This is a genomic window from Sphingobium abikonense NBRC 16140, assembly GCF_001598335.1.
GTDB lineage: Bacteria > Pseudomonadota > Alphaproteobacteria > Sphingomonadales > Sphingomonadaceae > Sphingobium > Sphingobium abikonense.
Genome location: NZ_BCYT01000003.1, coordinates 88295 through 104824 on the forward strand (window position 1 = coordinate 88295; position 16530 = coordinate 104824).

A 16530-nucleotide genomic window follows, 5' to 3' on the forward strand; every position below is an offset into this window, starting at 1 on the left:
GCCCCCGCACTCAGGAGTCCCCATGCGTAAAGAAACCCGCATCGCCTTTGCCGCCTATGTCAGCCAGATCGCGCTGCTCAATGGCGTCGAGGCCGCCGAAGTCACGTCGACCAAGTTCACCGTCGCGCCCAATGTCGAACAGAAACTGGAAGAGAAAATCCAGGAGTCGAGCGACTTCCTGAGTTCGGTCAGCGTCGTCATGGTCCCCAGCCAGACCGGCGCCAAGGTCGGCGTCGGCGCCACCCGCCCGATCGCGAGCCGCACCAACACCGCCGCCGGCAACCGCCGCACCCCCACCGATCCGACCGATACCAGCGATGACGGCGGCTACCACTGCCGCCAGACCAACTATGACACGGCGATCAAATATGCCAAGCTCGACGCCTGGCGCCATCGCCCCGAATTCCAGACGCTGCTGCGCGACGTCATCCTGAAACAGCAGGGTCGCGACCGGATCATGATCGGCTTCAACGGCACGTCGGTCGCCGCTGCCACCGACCGCGTCGCCAATCCGTTGCTCCAGGACGTCAACGAAGGCTGGCTGCACAAGATCCGCACCCATGCGGCCGAACGCGTGCTGGACGACGGCGCCCTGACCACCGATCCCACCAAGGCGATCTATGTCGCCGCCGGTGTCGAAGTGGTCGACGGCGATCAGACCAACGTCGCCACGGCCGACGCCGACTATGCCAATCTCGACGCGCTGGCGTTCGACGCGCTCGACCTGCTCGACCCCTGGCATCGCAGCGACACCGACCTTGTCGTCATCGTCGGCTGGGCGCTGGTGAAGGACAAATATCTGAACCTGCTCCAGGGCGCGGGCGCGACCGCGACCGAGAATGAGGCCGCGCATCGCATCCTGACCCTGCCCAAGCAGCTGGCCGGCAAGCGCGCGGTCATCGTGCCCTTCTTCCCCGAAGATGCGCTGATGATCACCAGCCTCGATAATCTGGCCATCTATGTGCAGGAAGAAACCCGCCGCCGTCAGGTGAAGGACGAACCGGCGCTCGACCAGATCGAGAATTATGAGTCGGTCAACGAGGATTATGTGGTCGAGGATTATGGCCGCGCCGCCCTCGTGGAAAATATCGTGATGGGCAAGAAACCGGCCTGATCGCGCTTCCCCAATACCTCCATCTGACAGGACACGCGCATGAGCCTCGCTCGCCGCCACCGTGAACGCATCCTCGCTGCCCAGACCATCAGCGCAGCGGCTGCACCTGCACATGGAGGGGCAACCGCCCCCGCTGTTTCCCCTCTCCGGGCAGCGGGGGCGGCCAAGCCTTCCCCGGCGGACATCGCCGCCCGCCAGATCGGCCTGCGCCTGACCCATGATCTGCGGCGTCTCAAGGAAATCCGCTCGATCGACGCGAAGGTCGCGGCCAAGCGCGAAATGCTGCCCGAATATCGCGCCTGGGTGCAAGGGATCATCGCCGCCGATGCGGGCGTGGGCGCGGGCCTTGCCGCCGAAGTCGTCCCGACCTGCATGGTCTGGCTGATCGACGTTGGCGATTATGACGCCGCCATCACCCTTGCCGAATTCATCATGCGGCACAGGGTCGCCATGCCTTCGCGCTACCAGCGCGACGCGGCGACCATCCTGATCGAGGAAATCGCCGACGCCGCGATCAAGGCGCAGGGCGCGAACGAGAGCTTCTCGCTCGCCACGCTGGAGCAAGTAGCCGACCTGACCGGCCATCTCGACATTCACGATCAGGTCCGCGCCAAGCTGATGAAGGCGATCGGCGTCGAGCAGCTGGACCGGGGCGCAGATATGGCCGCCAAAGAGGGCAAGCCGGTGCTGCAACAGGCGCTGGCACGCCTGACCGAGGCCCAGCGCCTCCATGACCGCATCAGCGTCAAGGACAGAATCAAGCGGGCGGGCAAGCTGCTGGCGGCCATCCCCGCCGCCGCGCCCGACCCGAACACGGAACAGGGCGGCGACAACGCCGCCTGACAGGCTCGCCCCCGGCGCTCAGGGGCGGATCGCGCGATGCGGGAGGCTTTCGGGCCGCAGGGCCGCATCTGACCCGATCCCCACCCCTGTAAGCCGGCGGGCCGGATTGGAAGGCACCATGAACCATCACAGCCATTTCCCGCATGTGCCGCCGCCGATCTTCATTGGCGGCGCGATCCTCCTCTTCGCCGTCCTCGATCTGGCCGCCCGCATGGTGATGGCATGACCTTCGTCGCGCGCCCGCCCGCCGGCGAAGTCGATCAGCCGCCCGCGCCCGAAGCGCCGGTGGTCAATGACGGCTTTTTTCCCGACGTCGATACGGCGGACGTGCGCGACGTCGCGCGCATCCCCACCAGCATCACGGCGCCGCGCCTGCGCGCCGCGATCCTCGCCGCGATCATGACCGTGGAAATCGATCTGCGCGCCTTCGCCGCCGCCGCCATCGCCGCCGGTCACGCCACGCTGGCCGCCATGCCCGCGCCCCAGCTGGACGGCAGGAGCGTGCAGGTCGTTCGCTACCTGCGCGCGGTGTCGCTCTATGCCAAGGCCGAACTGATCGACCGCCACCGCGACTTCGACACCACGGCCGCCGGCGGCAACCAGGCCGACGAACTCACCCCCTCGATCGGCGAACTGCGCCGCGACGCGCAGCACGCCGTGCGCGACATCAAGGGGCTGACCCGCGCGACCGTGGACCTGATCTGATGGTGAGCGCGCAACGCCTGGTCGCCCGGCAAGGCGATACGCTCGACCAGCTGCTCTGGCGCGAGGCGGGGCTTGGCCCCGGCAAGATCACGCCTGTTCTCGACGCCAACCCCGGCCTTGCCGACCTTGGTTCCATCCTGCCGCTCGGCACCGTCGTCATCGTCCCCGCGAGCGAGGAAGCCGCCACCACCCGCACCCTGCCGCTCATTCAACTCTGGAGCTGATCCATGGACCTTCGCACCTTTCTCGAATCGGGGGCCGAAATGGTCGGTTCGCTGACCCCGTCGCTGATCGGCTCGGCCGTCGCCCAGGCATGGAAGCCCGCCCTGCCGTTCCGCCAGCGCTTCCTGCAATGGATCGTGGGATCCACGGTCAGCTATTATGCGACGCAGGCGATCGTCGCGGTCACCGACTGGAATCAGTTCGTCGCGCAATCGATCGCCTTCGCCATCGCGCTCATCGCCTTCGACGCCACCCCGCGCATCGCCCGCGCCGCGATCGACACGCTCGCCGCCGCGCCCTCCCGCATCGCTGACCGCTTTCTGCCCCGGAAGGATTGATCATGCCCCTATTCGATCGGGCGGCCCTGGCCGCCGAACTGGTCCGCGACGAGGGCGAAAGGCTGAAAGTCTATCGCTGCACCGCCGGCAAGCGGACGATCGGCGTCGGCCGCAATCTGGACGATGTCGGCATCAGCGCGCAGGAGACGCGCGATCTGGGCATCACCCTCGCCAGCTGCATCGCCACCGGCATCACCCGCAGCCAGTCCCGCGCCCTGCTCGACAATGACATCGCCCGGTGCGAGGCCGACCTTGACCGTCGCCTGCGCTGGTGGCGGACGCTCGATGCGGTGCGCCAGCGCATCCTGCTCAATATGTGCTTCAATCTGGGCATCGGGAGCCTGCTGGGCTTCGTGAACACCCTCGCGATGGTGAAGGCGGGCCGCTACGCCGATGCCGCCGTCAACATGCTCAAGTCCAGATGGGCGGGGCAGGTCGGCAAGCGCGCCGATCGCCTGTCCACCATGATGCGCACCGGCGCGGCATGATCGGCCGCGCGCATCTGATCCTCGGCGCCGCGCTCGCCGCCTGCCTCGCCGGCATGGGCGGCTTTGCCTATGGCGCCCGCGTCGGCGCCGCCCAGGAACAGGCGGCGCAGAAGCGGGCCGACGACGCCCGCGAGACGCAGCGCCAGCAGTTGCAGGCCCGGCTCGATGCATCGGCGCAGCGCGCCCAGGCCGCCGAATATGCCCGACAGGGCGATGTCAGGGAAATCTATCATGAAAGCCAGAAAATCATCGAGCGCCCGGTTTATGGCGCTATGTGCGTCGATGCTGATGGCGTCGGCCTGCTCGACCGCGCCGCCGCCACGGCCAATGGCGAAGGTGCCCGCGACCCTGCTGGCGCCACCGCCGCGCCTGCCCCCGGTCCAGCGGACTGAGGCCGGCGCGATGACCGGCGGCCAGTGCCATGCCAGCCTGCTCAGCCTCTACGACGTCGCCGGGCAAATCCGCGCAACGCTAATCGAACTGCAAGGCGCGGCGCGCGCCGCCGGCGGCGAGGCGGACCACTGATGCGCAAGGCCGACAGCTTGCGGCGCTGGCTCTCCGCCTCCCTGCCTGAATTTCGGACGCACCCTGACCGGATGCAAATCTATGTCGAGGGCGGCGCCGTCAACGCGCGCCGATCCGCCAGCCTGTCCTTCACCTACAGCTATACGCTCAAGCTGCTGATCACCGACTATGCCGGCGACACCGACCTGATCATGGTGCCGGTGCTGGCATGGATCGAGAAGGAACAGCCGCAGCTGCTCCAGCGACCGGACAGCCAGCCTTTCAGCTTCGAAGCCGAACTGCTCGACAGCGAATGCTTTGATATCGAAATCGCGATCGACCTCACTGAAATGGTCCTGGTCATGCCGCGCCCCGATCATAGCGGCTATGACGTCGATCATCCGCCCGAACCGGACTTCACCGACAGCTGGCCCGACGTGCAGGCGTCCTTCCTGCAAGGATTCGGCAATGTCGAATTGCTGGCGGAGACGCAGGATCCCGAAGCCGTGCTGACCCCGGCCATTCCCCCGGCGGCATGACCGACGATCTGGCCGAAATCGAGCGCATCGCCGGCGGCCTGCTACGCAGCCTGTCGTCGGGCGAGCGCCGCACGCTGATGCGGAAGATGGCCCGCGCGCTGGCGATCAGCAACCGCGAGCGCATCAGCGCCCAGCGGCAACCGGACGGGACCGCGTTCGAGGCACGAAAGCAGAAAGAACCGCCGGTGTCAGGCCGGGGCGCGGCCTGTTTCCTCTATCCCTCGGGTGGCGGCGGCGAACCGCGCCGCGTCATCATGAAGAGCTTCACCTGGGGCAATGGCCGGATGATGACCGGCTTCGACATCGAGGCCGGCGGCATCCGCTCCTTCGAATTCGACCGGATCGTCAAATGGCTGCCGGTGCCCGAGGAGCATCGCAATGCCGGCGGCGGCAAGCTGCGCCGCCGGGGCGGCCTGCGCCGCCGCGCCATGTTCCGCCGCCTCGCATCGTCCCGATTCCTGAAAACCGGCACCGACGATCAGGGCTTCTGGGTCGGCTTCACCGGCAAGGTCTCACAGATCGCCAGCGTCCATCACTATGGCCTGCGCGACAAGCCATCGCTCCGCGCGAAAGCCGTGTCCTATCCCCGCCGCGAACTGATCGGCGCCACCCCGGCGGACCGCGACCAGTTGCTGGACCTGCTTTATTCCCATCTCGCCACGGACTAACAGAAGCTACCACCCGTCTCGAGTTTGATTCAGAAATCCTATCATCAGTTTTTATCTGGCGCTTCAACATCATGCGGTTCGGCAGCCCCTTCCAATCCTTGATTATTGACATATTTATTAGAAATAGTTTCTGATGTTTTCGCAGAATCTGATGAAATAAGCGAAACTCTATCCAGCGTATCTTTCCACATCTGAACGATATTTTCTCCCGAAAGCGAATCCGTGTCCGATTGAAGAGTTTTCCCGCTATGTCCTTCTGTATGAACAAATTTACGAGAATTATTGTTTAATGTTATTTGACATAGATAGAAAAATGCGATGTTTGCGAATGCTGTTTGGCCGTTTGTAGCGTTCGTCAGCATCACGTTGTTGTTGGCCGCAATGCCAACCTTTGCTAAGTCGCCTTCGCCCAGTGAATTTGGCGATGCTTTAGCAATTTGAACGATATCATTGCTAAGATTTGCTGTCATTTCCATAGACTTGGCATTTGCCGTGAGCGCACCTTGCGCGCATACGCCGCCTTGCGAAGCGATACCTGCGGAATAATCTGCCTTCCAGATGAACACCCGTTGGCCATAGCCGCCTTTGATATCAGGCCTATAAGACATCGCGCTTCTGTCCATCATTGCACAGCCGCTAACCTTTGCTATTCACCGGAGGGCAGGAGGAGGTTGGCGAGAGTGGCGTAAGGCACTGTTCTGAAGTAGGAAATTGGTTGTCTACACCATTCCTGTTCAGGACAGAAAATGCCACAAGCCACACCCGCCGGTAGCGAGGTTAGCGCGCCCCGGTTTTCGTTTCCAGCCATCGGGCGCAAGAAAGTGAGCGCGGCGTTCGACGGAGGCCGATTGACCTCAGACGGCGGAGTTCTGCTTCTGGCGCGGGCCGAGCGCGAGATGCGGATTTGCGCGCGGCTCGCCAGCTGTATTGCCGATCCGCGCGAGCCCTCTCGGGTGATCCATGCGCTGGACGACATTCTGCGGGCGCGGGTCCTGGCGATCTGCTGCGGTTACGAAGATGCCGACGACCTTGATTCTCTGCGCGATGATCCCGGCTTCCGCCTGGCGTTGGGCAAGCTGCCGGGCTCCGGCTCGGGCCTTGCCAGCCAACCGACGATGAGCCGCTGGGAGAACGCACCGACCACGCGCGAACTGGCCCGGATGATGGCCGCGATGATCGGCATCTATTGCACCAGTTATCCCGCCCCGCCGGCAGCGGTGACGCTGGACATCGATGACACCTGCGATGTCGTCCACGGCTACCAGCAGCTCTCGTTCTGGAACGGTCATCATGGCGAGCGCTGCTTCCTGCCGATCCATGTCTACGACACCGCCACCGGCCGGCCGGTTGCCATGTTGCTGTGCACCGGCAAGACGCCATCGGGCGCCGAAGCGGCCGGCCACATCCGGCGCCTGGTGCGCCATATCCGCCGGCACTGGCCCGAAACCCACATCACCGTCCGTGGCGACGGACATTACGGCCGGCCCGAGGTCATGGCCTTCTGCGAGGCGCACCGCGTCGACTACGTGTTCGGCCTGCCGACCAACGCCGCGCTGCGTGCCGATCCGATCATCGTTGCCGTCGCCGATGCCTGCGCGGTCAGGCGGGCCAAGGCCCAGTATCCGGTGCTGCGCAACTATGCCGAGACCCGCTACGGGGCGAAGAGCTGGAAGTGCCAGCGCCGCGTCGTCGCCCGGATTGAAGCCAGCACGCTGGGCATGGACATCCGCTATGTCGTCACCTCGCTGACCGATGGTTCGGCCGAGCACATCTACGACACGCTCTACTGCGCGCGCGGCCAGGCCGAAAACCTGATCAAGCGCCACAAATCGCAGCTCGCCAGCGATCGCACCTCGTGCCGCTCGGCCAACGCCAACCAGATGCGGCTGATTCTGCATACCGCGGCCTACTGGCTGATGTGGCGCATCCAGCAGGCAATCCCCAAGACAACCGCGCTCGCCGTTGCTGAGTTCGCCACCTTGCGCTTGCGGCTGCTCAAGGTCGCCGCCCGCGTCATCGAAACCGCCACGCGCATCCGCGTCGCGTTCGCGTCAGCCTGCCCCGAGGCCAGCACGTTTCAAACCGTTGCCGCCGCCTTCAGGCCCGCGCCGACATAGCCGGCGCGGCCACGCCGCCGCTCCCCCAAGCTCCAGCCCATCAACCTCGAAAAGCCCATTAATCCTGACGCGGTGAAAAACACCGGTGGAGATGCTCGCCCTGATCACCTAGCCGTCGACACATCGCGGCCGAACAAGCCCAGCGCTGCAGCCTCATGAATAGTGCGGGTTAAGCAGTTGCCCTACGCACACGAAGATAGGCAGAATTATCATTCTCATATGTGCAATCCCCCGTTGTCTCTGTGATTCAAATGCGCAGACAGCGGTAGCAAGAAGGCAAGGTTTTGCCAATTTCATTACGCAGGAGAAACTAGAAGTATACCCGCACTGGGCGAAAGGATTGCATTGTGACCATCTACCCATCGGCATGCGAAGCTTTTGACAATCTTGAACACCGGCGGTTCCGCCATCATGAATTGTTTCGACACCAAAGCGACCTGAAGCGCGGTCCGCATCCGCCCTTCCATTTGGATAGCCGCCTGTCCAAATGCAGGCCGTAGCCTTGGAGGCGCGGCTCGCCCGACATGACGGGCATGGCCGACGCTCCCTATACCGCCGTTGATCTTTCGCGCTTGCTCGCGCCCGACATTATCGAGCCGTTGGATTTCGAAACGATCCTGAGCGGTGCCGTCGCGCGCATGAAGGACGAGATGGCCGCGAGCGGCCTGACCTTCGAAAGCCGCGACAGCGACCCGGCGACCAAGCTGCTCCAGACCTTCTCCTATTTCGTCCAGCTGCTGCGCCAGCGCATCAACGATGCCGCCCGCGCCGTCATGCCCGCCTATGCGACCGGCGCCGATCTCGACAATATCGCCGCCGCCTTCGGCATCGCGCGCCTGGTCATCACCCCGGCGGATGCAGCGACCGGCGCGCCTGCGGTGCTGGAAAGCGACGATGATTTCCGCCGCCGCATGGTGCTGGCGCCCGAAGGCTATTCGGTCGCCGGGCCGGAGGGCGCCTATATCTCCCACGCCCTTTCGGCCGATGCCGACGTGCTGGACGCCAGCGCGACCAGCCCTGCCCCCGGCGAAGTGCTGGTGGCCATACTGTCCCGCACCGGCGACGGCGGCGCCTCGCCCGCGCTGGTCGACAAGGTCGCCGCCTACCTCTCGGCCGACACGCGCCGCCCCCTGACCGACTATGTGACCGTCCAGTCAGCGCAGCTGGTGGAATATGCCGTCGATTATGATCTGACCACCTATAACGGCCCCGATGGCGGTGTCGTGTTCGCCGCGTCGAAGGCCGCTGTGGATGCCTATGTCGCGCAGAGCCGGCGTCTGGGCATGGACATCACCCGATCGGCGATCTTCGCCGCCGCCCATGTCGCCGGCGTCCAGAACATCATATTGCGCAGCCCGCCGGCGGACATCGCGATCAGCAGGACGCAGGCGCCTGTCTGCACCGGCGTCACCGCCCGGCATCTGGGGACCGGCGAATGACCTATGCTTCGGTCCTGCCGCCCGGCTCGACGCCGCTGGAAAAGGCGCTCGAACAGGTCACAGCCTTCCTGCTCGATCTGCCGGTCGACATGCGCAAGCTCTGGTCGCCCATGGAGTGCCCGGCGGCCCATCTGCCATGGCTTGCCTGGGGGCTGTCGGTCGATATCTGGGATGCCGACTGGCCCGAAGCGGTCAAGCGCGCGGCGGTGGCCGACGCCATCGGCTTCCACCGGCGCAAGGGCACGGCGGCGTCGCTGCGCACCGTCCTCGATCGCTTCGACCCGCTGATCAGGATCGTCGAATGGTTCGAGGATCGCGACACGCTCGATCCCTACATGTTCCGGCTCGAACTGCCCCTCTCGGTCGACAGTCCTGTCATCTATGACGAAGCGCTGGTGGCGCAAATCCTGCGCGACATCGCCGCCGTCAAGCCGGTCCGCGCCCGCATGGTCGCCGTCCACAAACTGCGCGCGGACGCCGAAGCCTGGCTGACATCGGGCGCGCTGGCCGGCGGGATCAGCCGCATGGATGCCGCCGCCGATCTTCACAGCGCCACCGATCCGGTCTGGGGAACCTACCTCCAGACGGCGAACGGCGAACCCATCATTTCGGCGCTGGGCGCCTTTCTGGAGGTATAATGGCCGATCCCATTCGCATGATGATCACGGCAGCAGGGCTGGACGCCCTGGTCGACGCGCAGAGCGGCGCGACCGATGCCGTTCAGATCGCGCAGGTCGGACTGACGCAAAGCGCCTTCGTGATGGCGCCCACCATCACCAGCCTGCCCGGCGAATTCAAACGCATCAGCGCCGTGTCGGGCCAGTCGGTCAGCGAAACCGTCATCCACATGACGGCGCAGGACAATAGCGAGGATATTTATGATCTTCGCGGCCTTGGCCTGTTCCTGCCCAATGGTTCGCTTTTCGCCGTCTATAGCCAGGAAACGCCGATCTTCCGCAAGGTGTCGATCGCCTTCTTCCTGCTCGCGCTCGATATCGCCTTCAGCAATGGCGCGGCGGGCGACATCGTCTTTGGCGATACCAGCTTCCTCATGCCGCCGGCGACCGAGACGGTGAAGGGCGTCGCGCGGATCGCTGACCCCGCACTGGCCGAGGCCGGCGCCGATCATGACACCATCATCACGCCCCTGACGTTGCGGCAGCGCCTCGATGCGCTCGCGCTGGCGCTGACCGCCACCATCAACGCCCTGTCCGAATCGACCGACGCGGACCTCAACAGTCTGGCGGACGGGTTCAATGCGATCATCGCGGCGCTGGTGGCACGCACCATCACCGGCACCGGCCTGGTAACGGGTGGCGGCGATCTCACCCAATCCCGAACCGTCGACGTGCGGGCAGCGATCGGCGCGGAAGCCATTGCCGGCACCGCCACCGATTGCGCGCTCACGCCCGCCGCCCTGCGCGCGGTGCAGGCCGCGCTGACGGTCGGCGGCACTGGCCTTGTCACTGGCGGCGGCGATCTGACCCAATCCCGCACCGTCGATGTGCGCGCGGCGACCGGCGCGGAGGCCATCGCCGGCACCGCCACCGACTGCGCACTCACGCCCGCTGCCCTGCGCGCCGTGCAGGCGGCCCTGACGATCGGTGGCTCTGGCCTTGTCACCGGCGGCGGCGATCTGACCCAATCCCGCACCGTTGACGTGCGCGCGGCGACCGGCGCGGAAGCCATTGCCGGCACCGCCAGTGATTGCGCGCTCACGCCTGCTGCCCTGCGCGCTGTGCAGGCCGCGCTGACGCTCGGTGGCACTGGCCTTGTCACCGGCGGCGGCGATCTGACCCAATCCCGCACCGTGGATGTCAGGGCAGCAAGCGGGGCGGAAGCCATCGCCGGCACCGCCACCGACTGCGCGCTCACGCCTGCCGCCCTGCGCGCCGTGCAGGCGGCGCTCACGATCACGGGCAGCGGCCTTGTCACTGGCGGCGGCGACCTGACGCAGGGGCGCGCGCTCCATGTCGAAGCCGCCAGCGTGGCCGAAACGGCCGAAGGGGCGCTCGCCAGCAAGGCGGTGACGCCCGCCAGCCTGATCGGCGCCCTCACGCAACTGGGCGGATGGCAGTCGAGCGTCCCCCTGTTCCGAATCCCCGGCACGCCGATCATCGTCCAGGCCGGCACCATGCGCGCCACCGTCACCACCGAACTGGCGGCGCCGATGGTGTTTCCGGTCGCCTTCCCCAACGCGTGCATCTGGGTCGGACCGATCACCTATCTGTCGGCCGACAGCAATGTCCGCGATCTCTTCGTGCAGATGCGCGAGCGAACGACCACGGGCTTCAACGTCTTTTTCCAGGCGGGCGACAGCGCGGACAACCGCGCCGACGGCTTCGACTGGATCGCGATCGGATATTGAAAATGGACATCTTCTTTTCGCCCGGCGCGCGCGCCTTCTTCACCGACGCACTGCATGGCGATGCCATCCCCGATGACGCTGTGCCCATCTCGGCGGACGAACATCGCGCGCTGATCGCAGGGCAGTCGCAGGGGCGCGCGATCCTTGCCGGCGCAGATGGCCGGCCCTGCCTTGCCACCATCCCCCGCCAGACATTGGCCCAGCGGCGCGCAAAGGCTGTCGCCCAGGCGAAACGGGAAGCCGCGCGCCGGATCGAGGCTGCCGCCCCGCTCTGGCGCCAGTTGAACGATCAGCGGGCGCCATCGGCAGAGGGGGCAGCCCGCCTTGCCTTGATCGATGCGATCCGCGCCGCCTCCGACGCGATCGAGGCGGAAATCGCCGCCGCCACGGCAACGGGCCTCAAGGCCATCATCATCGCATCCCATCCCCTCTGGCCAGCCGAGTAAGCCATGCCCAAGATCGCCGACCTGCCGGAGTTCGAAAACCTCACCGGCGCTGAAACCGTCCTGATCGAGCGCGAGGAGGAAACCGGGCGCGCGCGCCTCGGCGACTATCTCGACGCGCTCGGCTTCGGGCAGATGAAGGTCGACATCGGCGCGCTCGGCCAGGGGCTGAGCGTCGAGCAGCAGGCGCGCGCGCAGGCCGTCGCGGCCGAGGCGCTGCAACGCGAAGCGGCCGACCTTGCCGAAGCACAGGCGCGGGCGCAGGGCATCGCCGGTGAAGCGGCTCTGCGCGAACAGGGACTGACCGCCGAAGCGCTGTCCCGCGTGCAAGCGGATTCGGCCGAAGAGCAGGCCCGCATTCAGGCCGATCTGGGCGAGGAGCAGGCGCGCATCCAGGGCGACCAGGCCGAAGCGCAGGCCCGCGCCCAGGGCGACGCCGACGAGGCGCTGGCGCGGCAACAGGCGGACGAGGCCGAAAGCCTGTCCCGCCGTCAGGCCGCCGCACTGGCGGCGGCGCGGCTGCCCCAGCCGCAATCCTTCGTGAAGGGGCGGGTCCATATCCATGCCAGCGACGGCCGCCAGACGCTCGACGGCACCGATCTGATCACCGGCCGCCGCCAGATCGCCAATCTCGCCCTGCCGGGGCATGACGCCATCATCCTGGGGGGCTATGTTCCGCTCATCACCGACGCGCGTGGTCGCGTCTCCGTGCGCTACAGCATGAAGTCGCGCCGCATCGAACTACCCGGCGCGCCGGTCGGCCTCATGACCGATCCGCCGCGTCAGGGCTGGTGGCCGACCGAGTTCGACGGCGCGGGCCGCGCGGTCGCTGGCTGGGAACCGGGCGGCCATGTCCGCCTCGCGCCGCTGCACGCCAATGGCCGCGTGCTGCGGCAGGGTGATGACAATCAGGTGCCCCAACTCTTCTATCTGGTCGAAGGCGCAAACCGCACGACGCTGGCCAGGGTTCAGCTGACCTACAGCCAGCACGGCATCACCGGCTTTGAAACCGTGCGCCGCGCGACCGTGACCATGCCCGGCCTGCTGCGTATCGAAACCAACGACCATGACGCAATCAGCAACACCCGCCATGCCGTGCGCTATGCTCATCTGCACAAGGTGCCGCCGGTCAGCGACCTGCCCACCATCCTGGAATATCTGGGCGTGGCGGGCCAGTCGAACAGCGTGGCGGCCGGCAGTTACGGCACCAATCCCACCGGCGTCACCGGGCCACAAACCATCCGCACGCCGCCGGTCCTGCGCAAAGGACCGTTTCGGGCGCTCAATCTTACCTGGAACACGGGGACCATTCCCCATCAGGGCAATCTGGACGGCGATGTCGTGGTTGCCGGCGGCGGCTATGCGCGCGACGTGCCCATCGATCCCGCCCGGATCAACAGCCTGGTGCCGATCCGCGAGGGGCTGGGGCAGGACGGCGCGCATGAAAAGGGCGGGTGGACGCGCGAAAGCTATTGCAGCGCGCTCGCCATCCACCTCAATGGTCCCTGGGGCTGGAACGGTGCGCGCTATGTCGCCTGCGCCTCCTTCGGCTTTGGCTCCTCCAAATTCGCCGAACTCTTCTGGGACGGCGCGACCCGGCGCCAGCCCTATCTGAACTTCCTCGCCTCGGTCACGCGCGCCAAGGAGATTGCCGACGCCAACGGCCTCCAGTTGCGCGTCAACATGCTGATCGAACAGGGCGAAGCGGACTGGACGAATGCGACCTGGGGCGATCAGCTGCTGGCGTTCATCCCGATCGCCCAGGCCGATATCGTGGCGATCAGCGGGCAGGCGAACGCGCCGCAAGTCTTCCTCGCCCAGACGGTGCAGGCCGCCGGCTCCCTGCGGCAGCCGGCGCTGTCCGGCCTCGCCCAGATGGAGATCGCCGCGTCCCATGCCGATGTCCATATCCTGCCGCCGGGCTATATCTGCGACTTTGACGGCGACGCCATCCACTACAAGGCGTCGGACGAGACATGGCGCGGGGCGATCGCGGCCGACGTCATGAACGACTGGTTCCAGCGCGGTCAGGATGCGGCGCTGCATATGACCACCGCCACCTGGCTGGGCAGTCAGGTAAAGGTCGATTTCACCCATTCCTTCATCTTCGACACGGAAACCGTGCAGATGACGGCGGTGGATGGCGGCGCCAGCATAAAAAACCTGAACGGCGCGACACCAACCATATCGCGCGTGCGCCGTGATCCCGCGAACCCGCGCCGGTTGCTCATCGATCTGGCGAGCGCGCTGCCGGCGGACGCCGTGGTGGAAGTGCGGATGGGCTATGGCAACCAGACCACGACCAACCCGCCCAGCCAGGGCTATGCCGGCGGGCAGCGCACCATCTTTCGCCGCAGCGATTGGGAACGCTTCTCCCTGATCGACGGGCGCCCCTTGCCCATCTTCGCCAATATCCAAGTCATCACCGCGACGCAGGAGTCCTGACCATGCCGCTCGGCAGCATCATCAACGTGCCTTTCCCCCTTCCCGGTTTCGCCGACGTGGCCGACGATCTGACGGAGTTCAGCGAAATCGACCGCCAGATCATCCAGTTCGCCGGACTGCGCGCCTGGATCACGGCCGCCAACGGCAATTATGAGAGCGTGGGCAGCGCGACGCGGGTCTGGGGGCCGTTGGGCGTCACCGCGTTCACCAGCGAAAACGCGATCACGGTCGGCCCTGACACTGTCGACGGGCGCGCGTCGATCTTCATGCCCGGCGGCATCACCGGCGCCAATGAACTGCCGCTCCATGTCCGCGATGTCGAAATCACCGGCGACTATACGATCTTCGTCGCGCTGCGCTGGGCGACCGACATGGTGACGAGCGGCACCGCCTATCAGATCATCCATGCCGGGATCGATGGCGGGCAGGACTGCGAACTCTATATGCTCAACAACGCCCTCTATCACCGGCACGGAACGCTACAGAATGCGACGTCGGGCAACCGCTTCACCGCCGGCGGCCGCTTCCTGGTTGGCATGACCTACAGCAGCGCGGCGGATCGGGGGCAGATGTTCATCAACTCGCCGGTCCCGCATGTGCTACAGGCCGAAGGCTTGTCGGGCCTGCCCGAAGGCGGCCGCCCGCTGGTCATAGGAGGCAAGCTCAACGCCCTGGGCAATGCCGGATCGATGCTGTTCAAGGGCGCGGTGCATGACGTCTATGTGTTCGACCGGCACATGTATGGCGATGAAATGGCGTCGGTGCGCGAGACCTTCTTTGGCCTGCTGGCGCAGAAATATCCGGGGGTAATCGCGTAAGCCGAGCCGTTTTTGCGTTCAAATAGCAACAAATGTCTGATCTGCGCGCTTGCCAGGCTGTGGTTCAAACGGGTAATGGAACGTTAGCGCGTTAGCCGAAAGTTCCCGCGCTGTGGCGTGATGCTGCACTCTCGAAAGGAGATGACCATGGTAGATCATAAGTACTCGAACCTATTTTCCTGCCTATACGACCAAAAAGGGTCAATAGAGACGAACGGCGGAAATCCACCATACTCCGTATTTCGTTCAACTCAAAGTCGCAACAAGGCAGGTGATACTACTTGTGAAATGACAATTCATGATTTCGCGGTCATATGGGACGAAGACCACGATGAACGCGTAATTTGTGCAATTGAGCGCCTACATCTTTTGGGCTTACTATGGCCAGTTGTCATTGCTTTTGAAAGTCGAGGATTGCTGACCCTCGTTTTACAAGGCGATTTGCCGGTTCCTGAAAATTACCGATCACTTGCGCATAATGCATGCAACAATGGTCTAAATGATGTTTGGCAGACGAAATTAGCAACGTACAACCGACCTCACCCATTCCACTTTCAACCAAACCAAAACACTCTCCCAGATTTCGATCCGGATGCTGCGTCTTTTGTATTTGCTATAGACCGACAGTGGAAGCTGGGGCTGCGCGAAAAGCCATTAGTCGAACTGAAATCAGTGTGGCAGGCATGGAGCAGCACTCACTCGTAAACAATATACCAAGACGGTAGCGTACCAGCGCGCTACCGTCTCTGCATCTGCTTGAGAGATGAAGTGAACTTCGACAAGCCGCCGATGTGCTTAGTCCTGTCCCTCAGCCAAAGACATAGATAATTCGCATTTGGATAGCCGCCTGTCCAAATGCAGGGCCGCGCAAGGCGCGCGCGCTCGCGCCATGGTCCCGCCATGGTGCAATCCCCCGATCTTGAGCAGATGGCCGGCGAGGCGATCCAATATGGCGCCGTCGCGTCGGTCGATCATGCCAATGCCACCTGCACCGTGCAGCTGGGCGACCTTGAAACCGGCGAACTGCCCTGGGTCGCCCAGCGCGCCGGCGGCGCCCGGCTCTGGTCCCCGCCCAGCGTGGGCGAACAATGCGTGGTCCTCTGTCCCGAAGGCGATCTGGCGAACGGCCTGGTCATCGTCGGCCTGTGGTCCGATGCCTTCCCGCCGCCCTCCAATTCCCCCGATGTCGTCCATCTGGAAATGCCCGATGGCGCGGTCATCCGCTATGACCATGCGGCCCATGCGCTGGCCGTCACACTACCGGCCGGCGGCACCGCTACGATCGACGCGCCCGAAGGGGCGACCATCAACGCCGACACCACGATCAACGGCGACCTGACCGTCAACGGGAATCTCACCGTCAATGGCCGGGTGACTGCGACCGATGACGTGCTGGGCGGCGGCATCAGCCTCAAAAGCCACAAGCATGGCGGCGTGCAGGCGGGCGGCGCGCAGACGCAGGGACCGGTGTGATGGCGG

Annotated in this window: 20 protein-coding genes; 19 read left to right on the forward strand and 1 reads right to left on the reverse strand. The window is 65.1% G+C overall.

Features of this window, described 5'->3' with window-relative positions:
- Positions 1-22: 22 nt before the first annotated feature.
- From SAB01S_RS04205 to SAB01S_RS04250, 10 genes are all read left to right on the forward strand, one after another.
- Positions 23-1114: a phage major capsid protein, P2 family gene (locus tag SAB01S_RS04205; protein ID WP_062731884.1), complete on the forward strand. Its 1092-nt coding sequence runs from the start codon at positions 23-25 to the stop codon at positions 1112-1114.
- Between the two features lie 39 nt (positions 1115-1153).
- Positions 1154-1957 carry a phage terminase small subunit gene (locus SAB01S_RS04210; RefSeq protein ID WP_062731885.1) on the forward strand — a complete coding sequence of 268 codons (804 nt, stop codon included), beginning with the start codon at positions 1154-1156 and terminating at the stop codon, positions 1955-1957.
- Positions 1958-2179: 222 nt separating this feature from the next.
- Positions 2180-2662, forward strand: coding sequence for a head completion/stabilization protein (locus tag SAB01S_RS04215; RefSeq protein WP_083951151.1), 483 nt, complete (start codon positions 2180-2182; stop codon positions 2660-2662).
- Positions 2662-2886: a tail protein X gene (locus SAB01S_RS04220; protein ID WP_062731886.1), complete on the forward strand. Its 225-nt coding sequence runs from the start codon at positions 2662-2664 to the stop codon at positions 2884-2886. The genes SAB01S_RS04215 and SAB01S_RS04220 overlap by 1 nt, the downstream gene beginning before the upstream one ends.
- 3 nt (positions 2887-2889) lie before the next feature.
- Positions 2890-3222 carry a hypothetical protein gene (locus tag SAB01S_RS04225; protein WP_062731887.1) on the forward strand — a complete coding sequence of 111 codons (333 nt, stop codon included), beginning with the start codon at positions 2890-2892 and terminating at the stop codon, positions 3220-3222.
- 2 nt (positions 3223-3224) lie between these two features.
- Positions 3225-3710 (forward strand): glycoside hydrolase family protein, encoded by a 486-nt coding sequence (locus SAB01S_RS04230; protein ID WP_062731888.1) that lies wholly within the window; start codon positions 3225-3227, stop codon positions 3708-3710.
- A complete protein-coding gene (locus SAB01S_RS04235; protein WP_062731889.1) occupies positions 3707-4102 on the forward strand; it encodes a hypothetical protein in 396 nt (131 codons plus the stop codon). Before SAB01S_RS04230 ends, SAB01S_RS04235 begins: the two co-directional genes overlap by 4 nt.
- Positions 4103-4112: 10 nt before the next feature.
- Positions 4113-4235, forward strand: a complete 123-nt coding sequence (locus SAB01S_RS18965) for a hypothetical protein (protein ID WP_281179028.1) — start codon at positions 4113-4115, stop codon at positions 4233-4235.
- The gene (locus SAB01S_RS04245) at positions 4235-4753 is read left to right on the forward strand and encodes a phage tail protein (protein WP_062731890.1); all 519 of its coding nucleotides are present in this window, start codon (positions 4235-4237) and stop codon (positions 4751-4753) included. Before SAB01S_RS18965 ends, SAB01S_RS04245 begins: the two co-directional genes overlap by 1 nt.
- Entirely contained in the window at positions 4750-5421 is a 672-nt protein-coding gene (locus SAB01S_RS04250; protein ID WP_062731891.1) for a phage virion morphogenesis protein, read from the forward strand. Before SAB01S_RS04245 ends, SAB01S_RS04250 begins: the two co-directional genes overlap by 4 nt.
- Positions 5422-5465: 44 nt before the next feature.
- Here the strand turns inward: SAB01S_RS04250 and SAB01S_RS18395 are convergent, their stop codons facing one another.
- Positions 5466-6047, reverse strand: coding sequence for a hypothetical protein (locus tag SAB01S_RS18395; protein ID WP_157078276.1), 582 nt, complete (start codon positions 6045-6047; stop codon positions 5466-5468).
- Positions 6048-6167: 120 nt separating this feature from the next.
- Between SAB01S_RS18395 and SAB01S_RS04255 the strand changes: the two genes are divergently transcribed.
- From SAB01S_RS04255 to SAB01S_RS04290, 9 genes are all read left to right on the forward strand, one after another.
- A complete protein-coding gene (locus tag SAB01S_RS04255; RefSeq protein WP_062731892.1) occupies positions 6168-7538 on the forward strand; it encodes an IS1380 family transposase in 1371 nt (456 codons plus the stop codon).
- Between the two features lie 533 nt (positions 7539-8071).
- Positions 8072-8977 carry a baseplate assembly protein gene (locus SAB01S_RS04260; RefSeq protein WP_062732088.1) on the forward strand — a complete coding sequence of 302 codons (906 nt, stop codon included), beginning with the start codon at positions 8072-8074 and terminating at the stop codon, positions 8975-8977.
- Complete coding sequence (locus SAB01S_RS04265; protein ID WP_062731893.1) at positions 8974-9615, forward strand: phage tail protein I; 642 nt, start codon at positions 8974-8976, stop codon at positions 9613-9615. Before SAB01S_RS04260 ends, SAB01S_RS04265 begins: the two co-directional genes overlap by 4 nt.
- Complete coding sequence (locus SAB01S_RS04270; protein ID WP_062731894.1) at positions 9615-11345, forward strand: gp53-like domain-containing protein; 1731 nt, start codon at positions 9615-9617, stop codon at positions 11343-11345. The genes SAB01S_RS04265 and SAB01S_RS04270 overlap by 1 nt, the downstream gene beginning before the upstream one ends.
- 2 nt (positions 11346-11347) lie before the next feature.
- A complete protein-coding gene (locus tag SAB01S_RS04275) occupies positions 11348-11791 on the forward strand; it encodes a hypothetical protein (protein ID WP_062731895.1) in 444 nt (147 codons plus the stop codon).
- Positions 11792-11794: 3 nt separating this feature from the next.
- Positions 11795-14233, forward strand: coding sequence for a TrbJ/VirB5 family protein (locus SAB01S_RS04280; protein ID WP_062731896.1), 2439 nt, complete (start codon positions 11795-11797; stop codon positions 14231-14233).
- A 2-nt stretch (positions 14234-14235) separates the two neighbouring features.
- The gene (locus SAB01S_RS04285; RefSeq protein WP_062731897.1) at positions 14236-15051 is read left to right on the forward strand and encodes a hypothetical protein; all 816 of its coding nucleotides are present in this window, start codon (positions 14236-14238) and stop codon (positions 15049-15051) included.
- A 147-nt stretch (positions 15052-15198) separates the two neighbouring features.
- Positions 15199-15756 (forward strand): hypothetical protein, encoded by a 558-nt coding sequence (locus tag SAB01S_RS18400; protein ID WP_157078277.1) that lies wholly within the window; start codon positions 15199-15201, stop codon positions 15754-15756.
- Positions 15757-15951: 195 nt separating this feature from the next.
- Entirely contained in the window at positions 15952-16524 is a 573-nt protein-coding gene (locus SAB01S_RS04290) for a phage baseplate assembly protein V (RefSeq protein ID WP_083951171.1), read from the forward strand.
- The last annotated feature ends 6 nt before the right edge of the window (positions 16525-16530 follow it).